Annotated in this window: 22 protein-coding genes; 12 read left to right on the top strand and 10 right to left on the bottom strand. The window is 71.5% G+C overall.

The genetic code is table 11. From position 1 onward, the window contains the following. Positions 1-3 precede the first annotated feature (3 nt). Entirely contained in the window at positions 4-312 is a 309-nt protein-coding gene (locus tag OHA65_RS21585; protein ID WP_327284750.1) for a hypothetical protein, read from the bottom strand. Between the two features lie 146 nt (positions 313-458). After that, positions 459-1,652 (bottom strand): RtcB family protein, encoded by a 1,194-nt coding sequence (locus OHA65_RS21580; protein ID WP_327284749.1) that lies wholly within the window; start codon positions 1,650-1,652, stop codon positions 459-461. A gap of 193 nt (positions 1,653-1,845) precedes the next feature. Here OHA65_RS21580 and OHA65_RS21575 point away from each other — a divergent pair, with 193 nt between their 5' ends. The 3 genes from OHA65_RS21575 to OHA65_RS21565 all read left to right on the top strand — a co-directional run bounded on the left by OHA65_RS21575 (position 1,846) and on the right by OHA65_RS21565 (position 5,086). Then, entirely contained in the window at positions 1,846-2,712 is an 867-nt protein-coding gene (locus OHA65_RS21575; RefSeq protein WP_327284748.1) for a DUF3558 domain-containing protein, read from the top strand. A 127-nt stretch (positions 2,713-2,839) separates the two neighbouring features. Further along, complete coding sequence (locus OHA65_RS21570) at positions 2,840-3,610, top strand: DUF3558 family protein (protein ID WP_327284747.1); 771 nt, start codon at positions 2,840-2,842, stop codon at positions 3,608-3,610. A 105-nt stretch (positions 3,611-3,715) separates the two neighbouring features. After that, on the top strand, positions 3,716-5,086 hold the full coding sequence (locus tag OHA65_RS21565) for a DUF2637 domain-containing protein (RefSeq protein WP_329314240.1): 1,371 nt from the start codon (positions 3,716-3,718) through the stop codon (positions 5,084-5,086). A gap of 65 nt (positions 5,087-5,151) precedes the next feature. On the opposite strand, the gene lysS is transcribed toward OHA65_RS21565, so the two are convergent. Next, positions 5,152-6,882 (bottom strand): lysine--tRNA ligase, encoded by a 1,731-nt coding sequence (gene lysS / locus OHA65_RS21560; protein ID WP_327284746.1) that lies wholly within the window; start codon positions 6,880-6,882, stop codon positions 5,152-5,154. A gap of 189 nt (positions 6,883-7,071) precedes the next feature. Between lysS and argS the strand changes: the two genes are divergently transcribed. The 4 genes from argS to OHA65_RS21540 all read left to right on the top strand — a co-directional run bounded on the left by argS (position 7,072) and on the right by OHA65_RS21540 (position 10,355). Continuing rightward, positions 7,072-8,841, top strand: a complete 1,770-nt coding sequence (gene argS, locus OHA65_RS21555) for an arginine--tRNA ligase (protein ID WP_327284745.1) — start codon at positions 7,072-7,074, stop codon at positions 8,839-8,841. Between the two features lie 97 nt (positions 8,842-8,938). Then, the gene (locus OHA65_RS21550; protein ID WP_327284744.1) at positions 8,939-9,367 is read left to right on the top strand and encodes a DUF3995 domain-containing protein; all 429 of its coding nucleotides are present in this window, start codon (positions 8,939-8,941) and stop codon (positions 9,365-9,367) included. Beyond that, entirely contained in the window at positions 9,364-9,873 is a 510-nt protein-coding gene (locus tag OHA65_RS21545) for an RNA polymerase sigma factor (RefSeq protein WP_327284743.1), read from the top strand. The genes OHA65_RS21550 and OHA65_RS21545 overlap by 4 nt, the downstream gene beginning before the upstream one ends. Next, positions 9,870-10,355, top strand: a complete 486-nt coding sequence (locus OHA65_RS21540; protein WP_327284742.1) for a hypothetical protein — start codon at positions 9,870-9,872, stop codon at positions 10,353-10,355. Before OHA65_RS21545 ends, OHA65_RS21540 begins: the two co-directional genes overlap by 4 nt. A 66-nt stretch (positions 10,356-10,421) precedes the next feature. On the opposite strand, the gene OHA65_RS21535 is transcribed toward OHA65_RS21540, so the two are convergent. Next, positions 10,422-10,694, bottom strand: coding sequence for a DUF1876 domain-containing protein (locus OHA65_RS21535; RefSeq protein ID WP_327284741.1), 273 nt, complete (start codon positions 10,692-10,694; stop codon positions 10,422-10,424). A 202-nt stretch (positions 10,695-10,896) separates the two neighbouring features. On the opposite strand from OHA65_RS21535, the gene OHA65_RS21530 reads away from it, so the two are divergent. Next, positions 10,897-11,244, top strand: a complete 348-nt coding sequence (locus tag OHA65_RS21530; RefSeq protein ID WP_327284740.1) for a DoxX family protein — start codon at positions 10,897-10,899, stop codon at positions 11,242-11,244. Positions 11,245-11,348: 104 nt separating this feature from the next. Beyond that, positions 11,349-11,711, top strand: coding sequence for a hypothetical protein (locus tag OHA65_RS21525; RefSeq protein ID WP_327284739.1), 363 nt, complete (start codon positions 11,349-11,351; stop codon positions 11,709-11,711). A 270-nt stretch (positions 11,712-11,981) separates the two neighbouring features. Here the strand turns inward: OHA65_RS21525 and hemB are convergent, their stop codons facing one another. The 6 genes from hemB to OHA65_RS21495 all read right to left on the bottom strand — a co-directional run bounded on the left by hemB (position 11,982) and on the right by OHA65_RS21495 (position 18,958). Beyond that, positions 11,982-12,983, bottom strand: a complete 1,002-nt coding sequence (gene hemB / locus OHA65_RS21520) for a porphobilinogen synthase (RefSeq protein WP_327284738.1) — start codon at positions 12,981-12,983, stop codon at positions 11,982-11,984. Between the two features lie 176 nt (positions 12,984-13,159). Beyond that, positions 13,160-14,836, bottom strand: a complete 1,677-nt coding sequence (locus tag OHA65_RS21515; RefSeq protein WP_327284737.1) for a bifunctional uroporphyrinogen-III C-methyltransferase/uroporphyrinogen-III synthase — start codon at positions 14,834-14,836, stop codon at positions 13,160-13,162. Next, complete coding sequence (gene hemC / locus OHA65_RS21510) at positions 14,833-15,801, bottom strand: hydroxymethylbilane synthase (protein WP_327284736.1); 969 nt, start codon at positions 15,799-15,801, stop codon at positions 14,833-14,835. Before hemC ends, OHA65_RS21515 begins: the two co-directional genes overlap by 4 nt. Further along, positions 15,798-17,549, bottom strand: coding sequence for a glutamyl-tRNA reductase (locus tag OHA65_RS21505; RefSeq protein WP_327284735.1), 1,752 nt, complete (start codon positions 17,547-17,549; stop codon positions 15,798-15,800). Before OHA65_RS21505 ends, hemC begins: the two co-directional genes overlap by 4 nt. Next, the gene (locus OHA65_RS21500) at positions 17,546-18,406 is read right to left on the bottom strand and encodes a redox-sensing transcriptional repressor Rex (RefSeq protein WP_327284734.1); all 861 of its coding nucleotides are present in this window, start codon (positions 18,404-18,406) and stop codon (positions 17,546-17,548) included. The genes OHA65_RS21505 and OHA65_RS21500 overlap by 4 nt, the downstream gene beginning before the upstream one ends. 273 nt (positions 18,407-18,679) lie before the next feature. After that, complete coding sequence (locus OHA65_RS21495; RefSeq protein WP_053790970.1) at positions 18,680-18,958, bottom strand: glutaredoxin family protein; 279 nt, start codon at positions 18,956-18,958, stop codon at positions 18,680-18,682. A 107-nt stretch (positions 18,959-19,065) separates the two neighbouring features. On the opposite strand from OHA65_RS21495, the gene OHA65_RS21490 reads away from it, so the two are divergent. The 3 genes from OHA65_RS21490 to OHA65_RS21480 all read left to right on the top strand — a co-directional run bounded on the left by OHA65_RS21490 (position 19,066) and on the right by OHA65_RS21480 (position 22,746). Next, the gene (locus OHA65_RS21490; protein WP_327284733.1) at positions 19,066-20,049 is read left to right on the top strand and encodes an HAD-IB family hydrolase; all 984 of its coding nucleotides are present in this window, start codon (positions 19,066-19,068) and stop codon (positions 20,047-20,049) included. 395 nt (positions 20,050-20,444) lie between these two features. Beyond that, positions 20,445-21,260 (top strand): ECF subfamily RNA polymerase sigma factor, BldN family, encoded by an 816-nt coding sequence (locus tag OHA65_RS21485; protein WP_327284732.1) that lies wholly within the window; start codon positions 20,445-20,447, stop codon positions 21,258-21,260. A 289-nt stretch (positions 21,261-21,549) separates the two neighbouring features. Then, on the top strand, positions 21,550-22,746 hold the full coding sequence (locus OHA65_RS21480; RefSeq protein ID WP_405762301.1) for a DUF5667 domain-containing protein: 1,197 nt from the start codon (positions 21,550-21,552) through the stop codon (positions 22,744-22,746). Positions 22,747-22,771 lie beyond the last annotated feature (25 nt).

Here is a 22,771-nt window from a genome sequence, read left to right as displayed (position 1 = left end):
CGGCTACGGGACGAGCCCGGCCGCCTTGAGGTGCGGCACGAGGGCCGCCGGCTTCAACCCGGCGGCCTTCGCCGCACCCAGGGCCCGCTCCAGATCGGCCGCCAGCGTCGGCGTGAAGTGCAGCAGCACGATGTCCCCGGCCTTCAGCTGCGGGGTCGGTGGCGTCTCGGCCCAGGTCGTGAAGTCGTACGTCCACGTGACCAGCGCCTTCACCCCGCGCGCCTTGGCCGTGGCCCGCACCTCGTCGTTCACGGCCCCGTACGGAGGCCGCAGCAGCTTCGGCTCGCGCCCGTGCGACACGACGGGCGGCAACCCCACCCCTCCCCGAGTCCATCGGCATCACGCGCGAACTCCCCGGGACCGCCTCCTCGACGGCGACGAGGACTGATCCCACACGGAAGGGCCCGGACCGGGATCGGTCCGGGCCCTTCCAGTCCCCCGTAAACCGCACCCCGGGCTCAGCCCTTGATGCAGATGACCTGCTTGAGCTTGGCCACGACCTGGACGAGGTCCGTCTGCTGGTCGATGACCTGCTCGATCGACTTGTACGCGCCCGGGATCTCGTCGACCACGCCCGAGTCCTTGCGGCACTCCACGCCCTTGGTCTGCTCGGCCAGGTCCCGCGCCGAGAAGCGCTTCTTCGCGGCCGTCCGGCTCATCTTCCGGCCCGCTCCGTGAGAGGCCGAGTTGAACGACTTCTCGTTCCCCAGCCCCTTCACGATGTACGAGCCCGTCCCCATGGAGCCCGGGATGATCCCGTAGTCACCGCTGCCGGCGCGGATCGCGCCCTTGCGGGTGACCAGCAGGTCCATGCCCTCGTACCGCTCCTCCGCCACGTAGTTGTGGTGGCAGCTGATCTCGCGGTCGAAGGACACCTTCGCCTTCCGGAACTCCTTGCGGAGGACCTCCTTGAACAGGCTCATCATCACGGCCCGGTTGTACTTGGCGTATTCCTGCGCCCAGAAGAGGTCGTTGCGGTACGCCTCCATCTCGGGCGTCGCCGCAAGGAACACCGCCAGGTCGCGGTCCACCAGACCCTGGTTGTGGTCCAGGCTCCGGGCCACACTGATGTGGTGCTCGGCGAGCTCGTTGCCGATGTTGCGGGAACCGGAGTGCAACATCAGCCAGACCGAACCTGACTGATCAAGGCAGAATTCGACAAAATGGTTGCCCGATCCGAGTGTTCCGATCTGCTTTGCGGCCCGTTCCCGACGGAATTTGACCGCATCCGCCAGGTAGTCGAACCGTTCCCACAGCCCCTCGTACCCCTCCACCGGGAACCCGTACAGCCGGTCCGGGTCCACCGGGTCGCGGTGCATGCCCGCGCCCACCGGGATGGCGCGCTCGATCTTGGAGCGGAGGCCCGACAGGTCCCCCGGGAGGTCGTTCGCCGTCAGGGACGTCTTCACCGCCGACATGCCGCAGCCGATGTCGACGCCCACCGCCGCCGGGCACACCGCGTCCTTCATCGCGATGACCGAGCCGACCGTGGCGCCCTTGCCGTAGTGGACGTCCGGCATGACCGCCAGGCCCTTGATCCACGGAAGCGTGGCGACGTTGTGCAGCTGCTGCATCGCGCCGGCCTCGACCGACGCCGGGTCGGTCCACATCCGGATCGGGACCTTCGCCCCCGGTACCTCTACATACGACATAACGCTTCAATCCCCCGCGAAACACAGAAAGTTCGTAATACGCAAAAAGCCTCGCTCATGGCCCCAAAACAGACAGGGGACCGGCGCCAGCACCAGCGTGTGCGATAGACATTGTGTTCATCCGCGTCCAAAGCGCGGCAACGCATTTTTCCTGACCGCCGGGCCGCCGGCCGGTCGAAGGGAGCCAGTGGACGTGCAGCGCAAGGCGGTACGGCGAGGTGTCCTGCCGGGCATCGCGATGCTCACCGCACTCATGGCCGGCGTGGCCGGCCTGACCGGGTGCACCAGCGGCAGTGGCGTCGGCTCCGACAGCGACTCCAAAGCGGGCGACAGCAGCCCCGCACCCGCACCCGCCGGCAAGTACCGCAGCCTGCCCGCGCCCTGCAAGGCCGCCGACGCCAAGCGCCTGCGCGCCATGCTCCCGACCGGGGACAGCCTCACCGACGAGCAGCGCGCGCAGCTGTACGCCGGCAGTGCGGACACCTCGTACGACGGCGACCGGCACGTCGGCTGCCGCTGGACCGCGCAGACGCCCCAGGAGACCCGGCTGCTGTCGGTGGGCTTCGAGCGCGTGGTGTCGTACGACCGGACGCTCATGAGCGACGACGACAAGGCGCGGCAGGTGTACGTGCGCCGGCTGACGGACGCGCACCTGCCGTTCCCCGGCCCCACGACGAGCCCCACGCCGAGCCCCGCGACCAGCGCCGCGACCGGTCCTGCGGCCAGCCCCGGCACCCCTGCGCCCGCCGGCCCTCCCCCGGCCGCCGGGCAGTCTCCGTCCCCTGCCGGCAGCAGCCCCACCGCCCCGCCGCCCGAGCTCGGGTCGCGCGTTCTCGAAGGCCTCGGTACCGAGGCCTACATCGAGGACAAGCTGAGCGCGGCCGGTGCCAGCGCGGCGCAGGCGCGGACCGTGCGGATTGTGTTCCGCACCTCGAATGTGATCGTCACGGTCGAGTACAGCGTGCAGCCCGCGCTGCCCGGTACGGTTCCTTCGAGCCCCGAAACACAAGACAAGGCACGGCAGTTGGCGCAAGCACTCGTCGAGCGGTTCAACGAGTGAGAGAGGGCGCGGGGGGCTCGGCGTGACGGCGCGCACAGCAGGCGCGCGCCGGGTCGGGCTACCGTTGCTCGGGTCCCGCGCCCGCACCGCGTCCACAGAACGCGCCCCACAACGTACTGAAGGAACCATGCACCGATCAGCCTCGCGCCTCACTCGCGTTCTCGCTTGCGCAGCCGTCCCGGTGATCCTCACCGTCGCCGGCTGCTCGTCCGATTCGGGCAAGACCTCCGGTTCGGGCGGCGACAAGAAGCCCGGCGCGTCCTCGTCCTCCGCCAAGCCGAGCGGCAAGGCGTCGGCTCCCCTGGAGAAGGCGGCGTTCGCGACGCTGCCCGACCCGTGCAAGGCGATCCAGACGGCGACCGTCGGCACCCTCGTCCCCGAGGCGAAGGACAAGAACGGCACCGCGACCAAGTCGAACGACTTGACCACCCGTGCCAGCTGCTCCTGGAACGGCCTGGACGAGGACGGCCTGAAGGGCTCGCAGTACCGCTGGCTGTCGATCTCCACGGTCCGCTACGAGTCGCACGCCTCGCTCGGCAGCGCGAACAAGCGCGCCGAGGACCAGTACACCAAGCAGGTCGAGGCCGCGAAGGCGTCCGAGGGCGCGCACGACGTGAAGGTCGAGCAGGCCGGCGGCATCGGCGACCAGGCGACCTCGGTCGTGTACGGCGTGAAGAAGGACGTCGACTTCTTCAACACGACGATCGTGGCGCGCACGCAGAACGTGGTGGTCACGCTCGACTACAACGGTGCGGCGTACGAGGGTGCGGGCGCTCCGGATCAGGCCAAGCTGCTCCAGGACGCGATCGCCGCCGCGAAGGAGGCGGTGGCCTCGGTCGCCACCGCCAACGAGCAGCAGAAGCAGCCTGAGCAGCAGGCTTCTCCCTCCGCGCAGTAGGTCCCGGCGGGTCGGGGTGGCTTAACGGGAGGCTGACATTCAGTCACCTGTGCAGTCACCCGTACGCTGTGCCTGCCGTAGCTCGACAAGGGGAGGGGATCGCGGGTGGCCGCGATGCAGCTGACTCGTACGCACCGGATACTCATCGGCGTCGTGGTCGCAGGAGCCGTGGTCATCGCGGGGATCGGTTTCGCCGGTTCGTACGCCGCGGTGCGCGCGCTCGCCCTGCAGAAGGGCTTCGGGAACTTCTCGCTGGTGTTCCCGATAGGCATCGACATGGGCATCTGCGTGCTGCTGGCGCTGGACCTGCTGCTGACGTGGATCCGGATCCCGTTCCCGTTGCTGCGCCAGACGGCGTGGCTGCTGACCGCGGCGACGATCGCGTTCAACGGTGCGGCGGCCTGGCCGGACCCGCTGGGCGTGGGCATGCACGCGGTGATCCCGATCCTGTTCGTGGTCACGGTGGAGGCGGCCCGGCACGCGGTGGGCCGGATCGCGGACATCACCGCGGACCGGCACATGGAGGGTGTGCGGATCACCCGCTGGTTGCTCTCCCCCCTTCCCACCTTCAAGCTGTGGCGCCGGATGAAGCTGTGGGAGCTGCGGTCGTACGAGCAGGCCGTGGGCATGGAGCAGGACCGGCTGATCTACCAGGCTCGGCTGCAGGCCCGGTACGGGCGGGCATGGCGGCGCAAGGCCCCGGTGGAGGCGCTGATGCCGCTGCGGCTGGCCCGGATCGGTGTTCCGCTGGCGCAGACGGCGCCGGAGGGGTTGGCTGCGGCGGGCATCGACCCGGTGCTGCTGCCTCCGGCGGCCGCGGCGGTCGCGGGGGCGTCGGCTCCGGCCCTGGAGGCGGGCACCGCCGGGCAGGCGGGCACGCCCCAGGCGTCGGCCGCTGCCCGGGGCGCGCAGGCTCCGCAGTCCCCGCAGGCTCCGTTCGAAGGCCAGGCCCAGGTTCCGGCCCAGGCCGCTGCCCCCGTCGCCGCGGCCGTCGCCGCCGGTCACCCCGCCCCGCCGCCGTTCGCGGTGGATCCGACGGCCATGCCCGCGGCCCACGACAGCGCCTGGTTCGCCGCGCCGTTGGCCCCTCAGGCCGCGTACGAGGGCGGTTACAACCCGCAGTACGTCGAGGGCCTGGAGCCGACCCCGGTGATGCCCCCGACCGGCCCGGAGGAGTCGCAGGAGCAGGTTCCCGGCCAGCAGGAGCTGCCGATCCCGGCGGCGCGCGAGGACGGGCTCGCGGACGGGTTCGCGGACGGGTCCGTGGACGAGGCGAAGTTCACGGAGGCGGCGTACGAGGTCTTCCGGGCGTACATCGAGGAGAACGGCAAGGTGCCGAGCCCCGAGCAGATCGACATATACCTCTCGGACCGGCACGGGATAACGCACCCGCTCGCCTTCCGGACGATCAGCCGGCTGATGCCGGAGCTCAAGCAGCGCTACCAGCGCGACCTGGAGAACGAGCACATCTCCTAGCCGTCGCGCCGACGCCATGCGCAAGGGCCCGCACCCCCGAGGGGTGCGGGCCCTTGCGCATGGCGTCAGGCCGCGAGCAGCTTGCGGACCCGGTCCGCCCCGACCGCCAGGAGCAGCGTGGGCAGGCGCGGCCCGGTCTCCCGGGTCACGAGCAGGCGGTACAGCAGCGCGAAGAAGGTGCGCTGGGCGACCTTGAGCTCGGGCGTGGGCTTGGCGTCGGGCTCCAGGCCGGCCATGACCTTCGGGACGCCGTAGACGAGCGTGGTGAGCCCGTCGAGCGACCAGTGCGAGTCGAGGCCGTCGACGAGCAGGCGCAGCGACTCGCGGCCCTCGTCGTCCAGGGAGGACAGGAGCTCGGTGTCGGGCTCCTCGCGCACGAGGGTCCGCTGGTCGGCCGGGACCTGGGTGGTGATCCAGTTCTCGGCGCGGTCCAGGCGCGGCCGTACCTCGTCGAGGGAGGTCAGCGGCTGCGACGGGTCCAGGTCGGTCAGGATGCGCAGGGTCTGCTCGTCGTGGCCGGCGGTGATGTCGACGACGGAGGCGAGCGTCCGGTACGGCAGCGGGCGCGGGGTGCGCGGCAGCTCGTGCGAGGCGACGCGTACGGCGCGGGTGTGCGCGGCGGCGTCGGCGGGGAGCACGGAGCCGTCGGCGACCTTCGCCTCCAGCTTGTCCCACTCGTCGTAGAGGCGCTGGATCTCCTGGTCGAAGGCGATCTTGAAGGACTGGTTGGGCTTGCGGCGGGCGTACAGCCAGCGCAGCAGCTGCGGCTCCATGATCTTCAGCGCGTCGGCCGGGGTCGGGACCCCGCCCTTCGACGAGGACATCTTGGCCATGCCGCTGATGCCGACGAACGCGTACATCGGTCCGATCGGCTGCTCGGCACCGAAGAGGTGCACGATCTGCCCGCCGACCTGGAAGGACGAGCCCGGCGAAGAGTGGTCGACGCCGGAGGGCTCGAAGATCACGCCCTCGTACGCCCAGCGCATCGGCCAGTCGACCTTCCAGACCAGCTTGCCGCGGTTGAACTCCGACAGCTTGACGGTCTCGCCGAATTCGCACTCGGTGCAGACGTAGTCCAGCTGCGTGGTCTCGTCGTTGTAGGAGACGACCTTGGTGAAGTCCTTGTTGCACGCCCCGCAGTACGGCTTGTACGGGAAGTACTCCGAGCCGTCGGCGCTGCCGTCGTCCTCGTTCGCCGCGCCGGAGCCCTCGGCGGCCTCCAGCTCGGCGTCGTCGACCGGCTTCTGCTGGGGCTTCTTGCCGCCCGGCTTCTGCTTCGTGCGGTACTGGGCCAGGACGGCGTCGATGTCGCCGCGGTGCTTCATCGCGTGCAGGATCTGCTCGCGGTAGGTGCCGGCCAGGTACTGCTCGGTCTGGCTGATCGGGTCGTACTCGACGCCCAGCTCGGCCAGCGCCTCGACCATGGCGGCCTTGAAGTGCTCGGCCCAGTTCGCGTACGCGGAACCCTCGGGGGCGGGCACGGCGGTCAGCGGGCGGCCGATGTGCTGGGCGTGGGACTCCTCGGTGACGCCGGGGATGCCCTTGGGCACCTTCCGGTACCGGTCGTAGTCGTCCCAGGAGATCACGTGCCGGACCTCGAAGCCGCGGCGGCGGATCTCGTCGGCGACCAGGTGCGGGGTCATGACCTCGCGGAGGTTGCCGAGGTGGATCGGGCCGGAGGGGGAGAGTCCGGACGCGACGACGACAGGTTTGCCGGGTGCTCGGCGCTCCGCCTCGGCGATGACCTCGTCCGCGAAACGGGAGACCCAGTCGGTCTCGGTGCTGCTCTGAGCCACGACACGTCCTTCTATCTCGAATGCTGTTCAGCCATTCTCCCAGACGGAGCGGGCCGCTCCGGGGTTGCTTCCGCCCGTGGCCGTCCCGCTCGATATCCCGCGAAGCGAAGGGGCCTCACGTGGGATACTCGGCACTTGTCGGAACAACCAAGTGCACCCACCAGCACGACCTCACAGGAACGGCAGCTCATGGCCTCGGTCCCTTCCCTCGCTTCTTCCGTCAATCAGCGCGTCGCGGACGCCCTCGCCTCGGCCCTGCCGGAGGCCGGTGGCGCCGACCCGCTGCTGCGACGAAGCGACCGGGCCGACTTCCAGGCCAACGGCATCCTGGCGCTCGCGAAGAAGGCCAAGGCCAACCCGCGCGAGCTGGCGACGACCGTGGTCGACTCCCTCCCCGCAGGTGACCTGATCAAGGAGATCGAGGTCTCGGGCCCCGGCTTCCTCAACATCACGGTTTCCGACCGGGCGATCATCGAGACCCTCGCCGCGCGCGCCGGCGACGACCGCCTCGGTGTCCCGTACGCCGCGAACGCCGGCACGACGGTGATCGACTACGCGCAGCCGAACGTCGCGAAGGAGATGCACGTCGGCCACCTGCGGTCCGCGGTCATCGGCGCGGCGATGGTCGAGATCCTGGAGTTCACGGGCGAGACGGTGGTCCGGCGCCACCACATCGGCGACTGGGGCACCCAGTTCGGCATGCTCATCCAGTACCTCCTGGAGCACCCGCACGAGCTGGACCACAAGTCGGAGCAGGAGGTCTCCGGCGAGGAGGCCATGTCCAACCTGAACCGCCTCTACAAGGCGTCGCGGGCGCTCTTCGACTCCGACGAGGAGTTCAAGACCAGGGCGCGGGCCCGGGTCGTGGACCTCCAGGCGGGCGAGGCGCAGACCCTCGCGCTGTGGCAGCGGTTCGTCGACGAGTCGAAGATCTACTTCTACTCCGTCTTCGACAAGCTGGACATGGACATCCAGGACCCGGACGTCGTCGGCGAGTCCGGCTACAACGACATGCTCGTCGAGACGTGCAAGCTGCTGGAGGAGTCGGGCGTCGCCGTCCGCTCCAACGGCGCGCTGTGCGTGTTCTTCGACGAGTACAAGGGCCCGGACGGCAACCCGACCCCGCTGATCGTCCAGAAGTCGGACGGCGGCTTCGGCTACGCCGCGACCGACCTGTCGGCGATCCGCGACCGCGTCGGCAACCTGAAGGCCGACACCCTGATCTACGTGGTCGACGCCCGCCAGTCGCTGCACTTCAAGATGGTCTTCGAGACGGCCCGCCGCGCGGGCTGGCTGAACGACGAGGTCAAGGCCGTACAGCTGGCCTTCGGCACGGTCCTCGGCAAGGACGGCAAGCCGTTCAAGACCCGTGAGGGCGAGACGGTCCGGCTGGTGGACCTCCTCGACGAGGCGGTCGACCGGGCGACGGCCGTCGTCCGCGAGAAGGCGGAGAAGGTCGGCCTGTCGGAGGAGGAGATCGTCGAGAACGGCCGGTACGTCGGCATCGGCGCGGTCAAGTACGCGGACCTGTCGACCTCCGCCGCGCGCGACTACAAGTTCGACCTGGACCAGATGGTCTCGCTGAACGGCGACACGTCCGTGTACCTCCAGTACGCGTACGCCCGGATCAAGTCGATCCTGCGCCGCGCCGGGGACCGCGAGGCGGTCGCGCACCCGGAGCTGGAGCTGGCGCCGGCCGAGCGCGCGCTGGGCCTGCACCTGGACCAGTTCGGCGAGCTGATCGCCGAGGCGGCCGCCGAGCACGCCCCGCACAAGCTGGCCGCGTACCTGTACCAGCTGTCCTCGCTGTTCACGACGTTCTACGACCAGTGCCCGGTCGTGAAGCCGGAGCCGGAGCTCGTCGTCGGCGAGAACCGCCTGTTCCTGTGCGACCTGACCGCCCGGACGCTCTCGAAGGGCATGTCCCTCCTGGGCATCCGCACCCCCGAGCGCCTCTGACGGCTCCCGCCCCGCCGATGTGACGAGGCGCACAGGGAACGTTCTCCCCGTGCGCCTCCTCTTCGTCGTGTTGGTTTCCGACACCGAGGGGGCACTCATGAGGGACACATCGCGGCGCCGGGCGGGGATCGCCGTGGGGACGCTGCTGGCCGTGGACGGGCTGGCGCACCTGTACTGGGCCACCGGGCGGACCTGGCCCGCGGCGAGCGAGCGCGGCCTGTCCCTCGCCGTCCTCGGCGCGGAGGTCTCCTTCGCCCCGCCCGTCGTCCTGCCGCTCGCGGCGCTCACCCTCACGGGTGCCGGGGCCGTCCTCGCGCACGCCCACGGCCGCGGCGGGCGCGTCACGCGGGCGGTCACCGGCGCCGTCGCGGCCGGGCTGGCCGTACGGGGCGTCGCCGGCCTGGGGTGGGCCGCCGGACTCCTCGACAGCCCGGCCGGCCCCTTCTACGGGCTGAACCTGTTCCTCTACACGCCCGCCTGCCTCGGCTTCGGTTGGGCCGCCACCCGGTTGGCCCGCGCCCGGTGACCCCCGCCGAACACGACCGCGGCGTCACGCTCGCCCGGGCCGCCCTCGCCGGCAACACCCTGGCGATGCACGACCTGCTCGACCACCTCACCCCGTACATCGGCCGCATCTGCACCCCCATCGCCCTCGCTGACGGCCCCGACGCCTGCCAGGAGGCCCTGGTGGCGGTCTTCCGTGCGCTGCGGTCGCTGCGCGATCCGCAGACCCTGTACGGCTGGGTCCGCGCCATCGCGGTCCGTGAGGCCGTCCGCACCGCCCGCCGCGCGGCCCGCGCCCGCCCCGCCGAACTGGCCGACCTCCCCGGCACCGGCGACCCCGAGCTCGCCGCCGACATCGACGACGTCCTGGCCCGCCTCTCGCCCGACCACCGGGCCGTCCTGGTGCTGCGGGACGTGGAGGGCCTCGACGAGGAATCCGCGGCAGCCCTCCTCGGCGTCCCGCCGGGCACCGCCAAGTCCCGGCTGCACCGGGCCCGTACGAGCTTCCGAAGGGCGTGGTCCGCATGACGCACGACGCGTACGCGATCGACGAGGTGAACCGCCTGCGGGTCATGGCGGCCGGAGTCCGGGGCGCCCGCGTGGTCGAACGGGTCCTCCCCGCACCGCTGGACGCCGTCTGGACGGTGATGGGGGACCTGGAGGGCGAGTTCGGCCGCTTCCAGCCGGACATGCGCAGCGTCCGCGTCCTACGGGTCACCGGCGACCGGGTGGAGGCCCTGGCCCGCAGCAAGTACGGCTTCCGCGCCCACTTCCGCGGAGTCCTGCGCCCGGGCTGGTGCTGGCTGCAGAGCCGCTTCCTGATCATCGGCATGGCCGCCGCCCCCGACCCCGCGGGCGGCACCCGCGTGGCCCTGACGGGCGGCCTGCGCATCCCGTCCCGCGCCGCACTCGTCCCGTTCGGCGCGTCCGCGGAACTGACCCGCGCCATGACCCGCCTGCAGGCCCGCACGGACCACCGGACCCGGCAGGACCGCCCCCCGGCCCCGTGACCCGCCCCGGTCATCACCGCCGGACGGCCGTGAGGGACTCGAAAGTCCCTCACGGCCGTTCGTGGGTCAGCGGCTGAGCGGGTAGGAGTGCCGACCCGTGGCCTCGTCGATCTCCGAGTGGGCCTTCTGCAACATCTGGGACGCGAGATCCATCAGCGCACGAGCGCCTGCGATCTCTTCCCCGACCCGCAGCTGCTCCGGGTCGGAGGGGTGACGCATGGCGTAGCCGTGCGCCCTCATCTCGGAGCCGTCGCCGAGTCTGACCATGGCCGCCGCGCTGGTGCGATGGCCTTCCTCGGTGAATTCGAGCTCCACGTGCCACCCGACGAGTGTGGGCATGGTGCATCACCTCCAGGGGGTCACCCTTCACTCCAGGGTGCGCCAGGGGTGCGGGGAACGCGAGCGGGGGCGGGGCGCGGCGGCCGTCCGTGGCCGGGCACGAGCCGGACCGAAGATTTTTTCGGCGGGCTGTCACACACGTGCGGCGCGGCGGGTCATGAGGGTGAAGAGCGCAACGAAGCCGCCCGATGAGGAGCATCCGATGTCCACCACCACCACCGTCGTCACCATCGTCGCCGCCGTCATGTCGGGCTTCTCGGGTGCGTCGGTCTTCCTCCGCGCCAAGTACGTAGTCGAGCCGCTGGCCGCCTACGGGGTCCCCCGGTCGTGGTGGAACCTGCTGGGCGCGGCGAAGGCCGCGGGCGGCATCGGCCTCCTCGTCGGGTTCTTCGTCCCGGTGATCGGCCTGCTCGCCGCCGTCGGCCTCGTCCTGTACTTCACCGGAGCCGTGATCGCCGTTCTGCGGGCGCGGGCCTACGGGCACGCCCCCTTCCCCCTCGTCTACATGGCCCCCGTGGTCGCCGCCCTGGCGCTCGGCTTCCCCGCCTGACCCGGCCTGGCCGCCGCCCCGGCCCCCACCCCGAGCACGGCACCCCACCCCGCCTGAGTACCCGCACTCATGTGCCGCTTCGGTCAGCGCAGTTGACTGTGGTCATGGATCAGCACCAGGACCACGACCAGGACACCTCGCACGACCGGCGGGCGTTCGTCGCGCCGCTCGTCTCCACCCTGCTGACGCTGCCGATGGCCCTCGTCGCGTTCTTCTTCGTCGGGCTGTCCCCCATGGCCTGCGACTCCTGCGGGGACGCGGCGAGCGACCGGTTCGACGCCTCGTACGACATCGCCTTCCCCGTCTTCACCACCGGCCTGCTGCTCGCCCTGGCCGTGCTGGTGATCTGCTGGGCGCTGCCACGGCAGCGGCGGAACTCCGCCCGCCGCATCGGGTTCGCGCTGCTCGCCCCCGCCGCCGTCGTCCTGGACTGCATCGTGTTCACCGGCATCGTCGACTGGCCTTGAGCCGCGGGGTCGTTGCCGACCGGTCGCGCCGCGCCGGGCCGCGCCGGATCCGGTCCGGTCCGGTCCGGTCCGGTCCGGTCCGGTCCGGTCCACAAAGTGACGGACCGCCGGCCCGCTCCGTGAGCCCGCGCCCCGGCCCCGCCTACGCTGCCCCGCATGGGCAGAGCGGGGCGAGCGGGGCCGAGGTGGTGGCGCGCCTGGCGGCGGGTCTGGCGGGCCGGACCTCCCTCCGGGTCCGACCGACCCTGGCCCCTGCGCTGAAGCGCCGGCTCAGCGCGCTTCGCGCAGCCAGCCCGCGACTTCGGTGGCCCAGTACGTGAGGATCGTGTCCGCGCCGGCCCGCTTGATGCCGAGCAGGGTTTCCAGGATGGCGCGGTCGCGCTCGATCCAGCCCTTCTCCGCCGCCGCCTCGACCATCGCGAACTCGCCGCTGATCTGGTACGCGGCCACCGGGACGTCCACCGCCTGCGCGACCCGGTACAGGATGTCCAGGTACGGGCCGGCCGGCTTGACCATCACCATGTCCGCGCCCTCCTCCAGGTCGAGCGCCAGCTCCCGCAGGGACTCCCGGGCGTTCGCCGGGTCCTGCTGGTACGTCTTGCGGTCGCCCTGGAGCGACGAGGCGACGGCCTCGCGGAACGGGCCGTAGAACGCCGACGAGTACTTCGCGGTGTAGGCGAGGATCGAGACGTCCTCGTGCCCGGTCTCGTCGAGCGCGTCGCGGACGACGCCGACCTGGCCGTCCATCATGCCGCTCGGGCCGACCACGTGGACGCCCGCGTCGGCCTGGACCTGGGCCATCTCGGCGTACCGCTCCAGCGTGGCGTCGTTGTCGACGCGCCCGTTCTCGTCCAGCACACCGCAGTGGCCGTGGTCCGTGTACTCGTCCAGGCACAGGTCGGACATGATCACCAGATCGTCGCCCACCTCCGCCTTCACGTCGCGGATCGCGAGCTGGAGGATGCCGTCCGGCTCGGTGCCCGCCGTGCCCAGCGCGTCCTTGTTCTCGTCGGCCGGAACACCGAACAGCATGATCCCCGCAACGCCCGCTTCCACCGCCTCCACCGCAGCCTTGCGCAGCGTGTCGCGGGTGTGCTGGACCACGCCCGGCATCGCCGAGATGGCCAGGGGCTCGCTGATGCCCTCCCGTACGAACGCCGGGAGGATCAGGTCCGAGGGGTGCAGCCGGTTCTCCGCGACCATCCGCCGCATCGCCGGGGTGGTGCGCAGCCGGCGGGGCCGCGAGCCGGGGAAGGATCCGTACGCGCTCATACTCAGTCGCCTCTTCGAGCTTCGAGAACAGTCGGGATCCAGCGTAGGCCGTGCCCCCGGCCGCTCCGGGCCGGGCCCGCCGTGCACGGAACCGGGGACGGGTACGAGGCGGAGCCGGAACGGCACAGGGCCCGGACGCGGCTGCGTCCGGGCCCTGGTCAGGCTCTGCCCACCGGTCAGGTCGTACGGCGCCGGCGTGCGCCCGGGCGGCGTTCGCTCGGGCGGGACACCGACTCGCCCGCCTCCTTGGCCGCGTCGCGGCGCGCCGCGCCGTACTCGGCCAGCGCCTCGGCCAACTTGCTGACGCTCGGCTCCGGCGACAGGACGTCGACCCGCAGGCCGTGTTCCTCCGCCGTCTTGGCGGTGGCCGGCCCGATGCAGGCGATGACGGTCACGTTGTGCGGCTTGCCGGCGATGCCGACGAGGTTGCGCACCGTCGAGGACGACGTGAAGAGAACGGCGTCGAAGCCGCCGCCCTTGATCGCCTCGCGCGTGTCGGCCGGCGGCGGCGACGCGCGCACGGTCCGGTAGGCGGTGACGTCGTCGACCTCCCACCCGAGCTCTATCAGGCCCGCGACCAACGTCTCGGTCGCGATGTCGGCGCGCGGCAGGAAGACGCGGTCGATCGGGTCGAAGACCGGGTCGTACGGCGGCCAGTCCTCCAGCAGTCCGGCCGCGGACTGCTCGCCGCTCGGCACCAGGTCCGGCTTGACGCCGAACTCGACGAGCGCGGCGGCGGTCTGCTCGCCGACGGCTGCGACCTTGATGCCCGCGAAGGCCCGGGCGTCGAGCCCGTACTCCTCGAACTTCTCGCGGACGGCCTTGACCGCGTTGACGCTGGTGAAGGCGATCCACTCGTAGCGGCCCGTCACCAGGCCCTTGACCGCGCGCTCCATCTGCTGCGGGGTGCGCGGCGGCTCCACGGCGATGGTCGGCACCTCGTGCGGCACCGCGCCGTACGAACGCAGTTGGTCGGAGAGCGAAGCGGCCTGCTCCTTCGTACGCGGTACGAGGACCCGCCAGCCGAACAGCGGCTTCGACTCGAACCAGGCCAGCTCCTCGCGCCGCGCGGCGGCGCCCCGCTCACCGACCACGGCTATGACCGGCCGGGCGCCCTCGGGCGACGGGAGCACCTTGCCCTGCTTGAAGACCTGGGCGATGGTCCCGAGGGTGGCGTTCCAGGTCCGCTGGCGCGTCGTCGTACCGGCGACGGTCACCGTGAGCGGGGTGTCGGGCTTACGCCCGGCGGACACCAGCTCGGCGGCAGCGCTCGCCACGGTCTCCAGCGTCGCGGACACGACGAGGGTGCCGTCGCTGGCGCCGACCTCGCTCCAGCAGCGCGCGGAGGCGTTGCGCGCGTCGACGAAGCGCACGTCCGTGCCTTCGTCGCCCCGGCCGCCGCGAAGCGGTACACCGGCGTACGCGGGCACGCCGACGGCGGTCGCGACCCCGGGGACCACCTCGAAGGGGATCCCGCCGGTGGCGCAGGCGAGCATCTCCTCGGCCGCGTCGCCGTCGAGTCCGGGGTCGCCGGTGACGGCACGGACGACCCGCCTGCCGGAGCGCGCGGCCTCCATGACAAGATTGGCCGCGTCCCGGATCACCGGGACACCGGCGGCTGCTGACACTTCGTCAGCAATCGTCAGCTGCGGCGTGTCCACTCCCGCGCGCGCATGCGTGCGTACGACCTCAAGAACCTCGGGCTCCGCGATCAGTACGTCCGCGGCCGCGAGCGCCTCGACGGCGCGGAGCGTCAGCAGACCCGGGTCACCGGGGCCGGCACCGAGGAAGGTGACGTGCCCGTGGGCGGCGACGACCGGACAAGCGGAGGTGGTCGGACGTGAGGGGTTCAAAGCGATCGCTCCCCCATCAGACCGGCCGCGCCCTTGGCCAGCATCTCGTCCGCGAGTTCGCGGCCGAGCGCCATGGCTTCGTCATAAGACTGGGGCACGGGACCGGTGGTGGACAGCTGCACCAGCGTCGAGCCGTCGAGGGTTCCGACGACGCCGCGCAGGCGCATTTCATTGACAACCTGGCCGTCGGCCAGCAGATCGGCGAGCGCACCCACAGGTGCGCTACAACCGGCCTCCAGGGCGGCGAGCAGGGAACGCTCGGCGGTCACGGCGGCCCGGGTGTGCGGGTCGTCGAGCTTGCCGAGCGAAGCGATGAGCTCCGCGTCGGACGCGAGGCACTCCACGGCCAGGGCACCCTGGCCCGGAGCCGGCAGCACGCAGTCCACGGACAGCAGGTCGGTGGCTTCGTCACCGCGGCCGATCCGGTTGAGTCCGGCGGCGGCGAGGACGACGGCATCCAGCTCGCCGTCGCGCACGAAACCGATCCGGGTGTCGACGTTCCCCCGGATGGCGACGGTCTCGATGCGCTTGCCGAGGCTGCGCGCGTAGTGGTTCAGCTGCGCCGTGCGGCGCGGCGAACCGGTACCGATGCGGGCGCCGTCGGGCAGCTGCTCGAAGGTCAGGCCGTCGCGGGCGACGAGCGCGTCGCGCGGGTCCTCGCGCAACGGCATGGCCGCGATCACGAGCTCCTCGGGCTGCGCGGTCGGCAGGTCCTTCAGCGAGTGGACGGCGAAGTCCACCTCGCCGCGCAGCAGCGCGTCGCGCAGCGCGGTGACGAACACGCCGGTGCCGCCGATCTGCGCGAGGTGCTCGCGCGACACGTCACCGTAGGTCGTGATCTCCACGAGCTCGACGGGCCGGCCGGTGATCGCCCGTACCGCGTCGGCGACATGGCCGGACTGGGACATGGCCAGCTTGCTTCGCCGCGTGCCGAGCCGGAGGGGCTGGTCGAGACGTGGATTCATGATGCCCGTCCTGAGTCGTCGTTCTTGTCAGCCTTGTCGGCCTGTCCCGCCTGATCGACCTGTCCGGCCTGACCGGCCGCGTCGGCCCGGCTGACGGAGGCCACCGTCTGCGGGTCGAGGTCGAAGAGTTCGCGCAGCGCCTCGGCGTACCCGGCGCCGCCGGGCTCGCTGGCGAGCTGCTTGACGCGCACGGTCGGCGCGTGGAGGAGCTTGTCGACGACACGGCGCACGGTCTGGGTGACCTCGGCCCGCTGTCGTTCGTCCAAGTCCGGGAGCCGCCCGTCGAGCCGTGCCACTTCCATGGCCACGACCTCGGCGGCCATCGCCCGCAGGGCGACGACGGTCGGCGTGATGTGCGCGGCGCGCTGAGCGGCCCCGAAGGCGGCGACCTCTTCGGCGACGATCCCGCGTACGGCGTCCACGTCGGCCGCCATCGGCGCGTCGGCCGAAGCCTCGGCGAGCGATTCGATGTCGACGAGCCGCACGCCCGGGATGCGGTGCACGGCGGCGTCGATGTCGCGCGGCATGGCCAGGTCCAGCAGGGCCAGCCGTACCGGCGCCACGTCGACCTGGCTGCGGGCGCCCTTGCGGGGCTGCCGCTGTGCGGCCGCTTCACCTTGGTCGGCCCATGTGCCGTGCAGTTCGAGGGAGTTGGCGTCGACTCCGGTGAGGGCGGCCCGTCCGTCGCCGGCCGGCACGTCGACGGGGCACCCGTCGCGGTCCGCCCCGGGCGTGATGGTCCGCGCCACGCCCCCGTCGGCGAGGCGCACCCCGGCCTCGGCCGCGGCGACGAGCCGGGCCAGGACGTCGGCGTCGGCCGGGCCCAGTCCGGCGCCTGCCGGCTTCGCGGGCGCCGGCGGCGCAGGGGCCGGGAGCACGGCGGGGGCAAGGGGCGCCAGGCCCGAGGGGCCCTGCGCCAGGGCCGCGGCCACGTCGTCGCCGGTCAGCACCAGCCCGGTGGCCCCCGTGCAGGACACGACGATGTCGACTCGTGTCAGCTCGTCGACCACCGAGGCCATCGGAACGGCGCGCGCGGCCACCCCAGTGCCTGAGGCAACCAGAATTTCGGCCAAACGGTCCGCCCGCTCGGCGGTGCGGTTCGCCACGACGATCTCGGCGACACCGATCCGCGCCAGCGTGGCGGCGGACAGCGAGGACATCGAGCCGGCGCCGATCACCAGGGCCCGCTTGTCCTTGGCCCAGACGTCCACCGGCTCGCGCCCGGCGGTCAGCTGTTCGAGCCCGAAGGTCACCAGCGACTGCCCGGCCCGGTCGATACCGGTCTCGGAGTGCGCCCGCTTGCCGACGCGCAGCGCCTGCTGGAACAGGTCGTTGATCAGCCGGCCGGCGGTGTGGAGCTCCTGCCCCAGCGCCAGCGCGTCCTTGATCTGCCCGAGGATCTGGCCCTCGCCGATCACCATCGAATCCAGTCCGCACGCCACCGAGAACAGGTGGTGGACGGCCCGGTCCTCGTAGTGGACGTAGAGGTACGGGGTGAGCTCCTCCAGCGCCACGCCGCTGTGCTGCGCGAGCAGGGTCGACAGCTCGGCCACACCGGCGTGGAACTTGTCCACGTCCGCGTACAGCTCGATCCGGTTGCACGTGGCGAGCACCGTCGCCTCCGTCGCCGGCTCCGCGGCGAGGGTGTCGTGCAGCAGCTTGACCTTGGCGTCGGCCGACAGGGAGGCGCGTTCGAGCACGCTCACCGGCGCGCTGCGGTGGCTCAGCCCTACGACGAGCAGACTCATGCCGGCATCACCGCCGGAACCTCGCCCTCGGGGCCGTTCTTGCGTGCGACGGCGGTGGTGCGCCCGGCGGGCGGCTCGACGGCGGCGGCCGGGGCCGCACCGGAACCACCGGTGGCGGGGGCCGCCTCGGCGGCGTCCTCGTCACCGGCCGCGGCGGAGACGGGGGAAGCGGAGCCGGCGCCGGCCGCCGCTTCCTCGCCGGCCTTGCGCTGCTCGTGGAACGCCAGGATCTGGAGCTCGATCGACAGGTCGACCTTGCGCACGTCGACACCGTCCGGCACGGACAGCACGGTCGGCGCGAAGTTCAGGATGGAGGTGACACCGGCGGCGATCAGCCGCTCGCTCACCTGCTGGGCCGCACCCGCCGGGGTCGCGATGACGCCGATCGAGACGCCGTTCTCCTCGATGATCTTCTCAAGGTCATCGGTGTGCTGCACCGGCATGCCCGCGACCGGCTTGCCGGCCATCGCGGGGTCGGCGTCGATGAGCGCCGCGACGCGGAATCCGCGCGCGGAGAAGCCGCCGTAGTTGGCGAGGGCCGCGCCGAGGTTACCGATGCCGACGATCACGACGGGCCAGTCCTGGGTCAGGCCGAGTTCGCGGGAGATCTGGTAGACGAGGTACTCGACGTCGTAGCCCACGCCGCGGGTGCCGTACGAGCCCAGGTAGGAGAAGTCTTTGCGGAGCTTGGCGGAGTTGACTCCGGCAGCCGCGGCGAGCTCCTCAGAGGACACCGTGGGCACCGATCGCTCGGAGAGCGCGGTGAGTGCGCGCAAGTACAGCGGAAGCCGGGCGACAGTGGCCTCGGGAATACCTCGGCTGCGGGTCGCCGGTCGGTGTGTTCGGCCAGTTGCCACGATGCTCCTGCGGGATGAGCGGGGCTGCAGGCGGTCACTTGTCCCAAGACCGCCCCGTCGAATGCAGGCTATGTCTTTGTGAACGCGTGCACAAAGATTGTGTCCGCTTTGTCCGAGCAAAGTGACCGGGGTCACGCGGTCCGGGCACGCGGGACGGGAACCCACAACACGCCGAACCCGTTCAAATCCCGAGGGGGGCAAAACGGCACACACTCCTCATCGATACGCCCCCGAGACCCCACAAATCGCCCATGATGGTAACCGGCCGGAGGGTCAGCCCTCCAATGCCCGCCGCAGCCGGTCCGGGTTCACCCTCCAGAAGGTGTGCTGTTCACCGTCCACCAGCACCACCGGGATCTGCTCCCAGTGCAGCCGGTACAGCTCCGCGTCCTGCGAGATGTCCTTCTTCTCCCACTGCGCTCCGACTTCCGCGCAGACCTTCTCGATCACTTCCTGGGCGTCATCACACAGATGGCACCCCGGCTTCCCGATGAGCGTGACCAACCGCTCGCCGGGCCGCTTCTTTTCCTTACGACGCAGCAAAGGGCTCATGTCCCCATTCTCCCGCGCCGCCGCGTAACACCACCGCACCGAAGAGTTCACGCCCCCGGCACCCCATCGGTTCGGGAACTCCCGAACACAATGGCTATGCTCGCGTCATGGCCGCTCTGGGATGGCTCACCCCCCGTAGGCGCTCCGCAACCGCGCGGAGCGTGCTGGCAGGCGAGGCCTCGGCCGAGGCCGCCCGCAAGACCGCGCAGGCCCACGAGGCGGACGCCGGACCACCGGCCGAGCCCGATGAGGTCGAGCAGGCCGCCGCGCGGGCGGCCGAGGAAGCGGAACCGGCCGAACCCGAGTTCCCCGTCGCCGGTGACGACCTCGCCGCGGCCTTCTTCGACCTCGACAACACCGTCATGCAGGGCGCCGCGATCTTCCACTTCGGCCGCGGCCTCTACAAGCGGGAGTTCTTCCACCGCCGCGAACTCGCCCGCTTCGCCTGGCAGCAGGCCTGGTTCCGGCTCGCCGGGGTCGAGGACCCCGAACACATGCAGGACGCCCGCGACAGCGCCCTCTCCATCGTCAAGGGCCACAAGGTCTGCGAACTCATGGCGATCGGCGAGGAGATCTACGACGAGTACATGGCCGAGCGGATCTGGCCGGGCACCCGCGCCCTGGCCCAGGCCCACCTCGACGCCGGCCAAAAGGTCTGGCTCGTCACGGCCGCGCCCGTGGAGACCGCCACGATCATCGCCCGCCGGCTGGGCCTGACCGGGGCCCTCGGCACGGTCGCCGAGTCCGTCGACGGCATCTACACCGGCCGCCTCGTCGGCGAGCCGCTGCACGGACCCGCGAAGGCCGAGGCGGTCCGCGCCCTGGCCATCGCCGAGGGCCTCGACCTCGAACACTGCGCCGCGTACTCCGATTCGCACAACGACATTCCGATGCTGTCACTGGTCGGGCATCCGTACGCGATCAATCCCGACACAAAACTGCGCAAGCACGCCCGGGCACACGACTGGCGGCTGCGCGACTATCGGACCGGCCGCAAGGCCGTGAAGGTCGGCGTCCCCGCAGCCGCCGGGGTCGGCGCGATCGCGGGCGGCGCGGCCGCCGCGATCGCCCTGCACCGCCGCCGCAAGTAGGGCCCCGCACCCCACCACCCGCCCGCTGCCTGCGCAGAAGCCGCCCAGCGGCCCGCGGGGCGGCTTCCCGTGCGCCGTCGGCCGCTGCGCCACGGCATTCCCCCACCTCTACCCCCGCGCCCCACGCGCCACTCCCGCATGCCCGACTCGGTCGCGAGCCAGCGTGGAAGCGTCCATTCCGCGCGTCCAACCGATCAAGAACCGATCACCAATTGCGACTGAATATGCCTTGGACACGCAACGGAAGCGTCGGAATCGGTGATTTGAGCAACTGGGTGTAGTGCTGCCTGTACGAAGCGTTATTCTCCTCAGACGCATGCCACCGCCCATCTGTCGCCACGACGGGTGAACGGTCCCGCACTGCACGTGATGGAAGCTCTGCCTCTGGGAGTCCCGTGTACCCACCTGTCGGGGTTGACGCCTCGGGCCTGGCTACGCTGCGCGCAACGGTCCTCGACCACCTGCGCGGCAGCTTCGTCCCCACCGCGTACGCCGTTCCCGCCTTCGCCGCCGCGGTCCCTGCCGGCCTCGGCCCGGCCGGTCCTTGCTATGCCCTGACCGACGGCGGAGCAACGGTGGGCAGACGCGGTCGCGCGGGAGGAGGCGGCGGCGCGGCCACCGGAACGAGCGCGCCCGCCGCCCGCCGCCCCACCGCGGACAGCGACCAGGCCCGCATGATGGACCTGGTCGAACGCGCCCAGGCCGGTGAGGCCGAGGCCTTCGGCCGGCTGTACGACCAGTACAGCGACACGGTCTACCGCTACATCTACTACCGCGTCGGCGGCAAAGCGACCGCGGAAGACCTCACCAGTGAGACCTTCCTGCGCGCGCTGCGCCGCATCTCCACCTTCACCTGGCAGGGCCGCGACTTCGGCGCCTGGCTCGTGACGATCGCCCGCAACCTGGTCGCGGACCACTTCAAGTCCAGCCGCTTCCGCCTCGAAGTGACCACGGGCGAAATGCTGGACGCGAACGAGGTGGAACGATCCCCCGAAGACTCGGTCCTGGAGTCCCTCTCCAACGCCGCCCTGCTGGAAGCCGTACGCAAGCTCAATCCCCAGCAGCAGGAGTGCGTGACCCTACGGTTCCTCCAGGGCCTGTCGGTCGCCGAGACCGCCCGCGTGATGGGCAAGAACGAGGGCGCCATCAAAACGCTCCAGTACCGGGCGGTCCGCACCCTGGCCCGCCTGCTCCCGGACGACGCCCGCTGACCTGCTCCCGGCCCCGGAACACCGCCACCGGGCGCCTCCCCCAGCCCCACCCCCCACGCCTTCCGACCCTCCTGACAATCCACACAACCGGTGACCCCCCGATGACGCTGTGGTCCGATCATCCTTCGTCCGTAACCCAAGTGCCGCGCCGCTCGTTGTGCGGGATGCAGGCTCCCTGTGGACACGCCCTGCCCGAAGCCGCTCACTCGAAAGTGTGGATGTGCTCAAGGCAGGCAACCTTCCGGACACCTTGGGGAGTCGATCGTCATGACGAGAGGAGGTGCCGCCAGTGATCGCGAACGTGACTCCGCACCGGCGGGCGAACGCCTTCGCCCAGGCCCTGGAGGATCGGAACCCATCCGACCTTTCGGAACCGGACCCGGCGGCCGAGCAGTCCGAGGCACCTGCCGAACCTGCCGACCACGACCGGTTGTTGGCCCTGGCGAGCGCGTTCGGCGAAAGAATGCCGCGCCCGGTGCTGGACCCCGAGGTCAAAGTGGTGCAACGAGCCCAGCTCGTGGCCGCCATGGAGGCGATGGTGATGGAAGAGAGGGCCGGGGGCGGTGCCGCCTCGGACCCTCAAGTGCCCGAGCAGCGGACCGGCCGCGGCGCCCACCGGGCGACCTCGCTCCGGAAATTGCGGCCCCGCTCCCGCTGGTCCAAGGGCATCGCAGCGGGCGGCCTCACCGTGGGTGTGGCCGCGGGGGCCTTCAGCGGCGTGGCCGCTGCCAGCACCGACGCCCTCCCCGGTGACTCCCTCTACCCGATCAAACGGGGCATGGAGGACCTGAAGCTCGGGATGGCCGACGAGGACGCGGACCGGGGCGAGCTCTACCTCGACCAGGCCTCCAACCGCCTGTCGGAAGCCCGCAGGCTGATGGAGCGCGGCCGGACGGGCGTACTGGACCACGAGTCGCTCGGCGAGATCCGCCGGGCCCTCGCGGGCATGAAGCACGACGCGTCGGAGGGCCACCGGCTCCTCCAGGCGGCCTACCAACGGGACGGCTCGCTCGGCCCGATCCAGGCACTGTCGTCCTTCTCCCGCTCCCACCGCGACGCGTGGGGCCGGCTCCGGGACAAGCTCCCGGCGCAGCTCACCGATGTGGGCGGGGAAGTCGAGTCGGTCTTCCAGGCCATAGACGATGACGTGGCGCCCCTGCAGAGCATGCTCCCGAAACCCCCGGAGCAGGCCCGCGGCTCCGGTGCCCCTGCCAAGCCGAGCGCTCCGGCCGGACAGCACCAGTCCGCACCGGCGGCGGGCGCGCCCTCGGCCAGCCCGACCCCGCCCGCGACCACCGCCGGCAAGCCCTCACCCGCCCCCGGTGGCCTCCTGGGCGGCGCGGGCGACCTCCTCCACCCGCCCGCGGGCCAGAGCAGCCCGGCTCCCTCGTCCTCCCCGGAGCACGTACAGCCGGACATCACCCTGCCGCCCCTCCTCCCGGGTCTCCTCCCGGGCCTGGGCCTCAAGGCGGAGGACGCCGAGTAACACGGGACAGCCGTAGGCCCCCGGC

The sequence above is a fragment of the Streptomyces sp. NBC_00045 genome (assembly GCF_045041095.1).
In the GTDB taxonomy this organism is placed as follows: Bacteria; Actinomycetota; Actinomycetes; order Streptomycetales; family Streptomycetaceae; genus Streptomyces.
The sequence above is the reverse complement of the archived record's forward strand: the minus strand, read 5'-3'. Positions and strand labels throughout refer to the sequence as shown.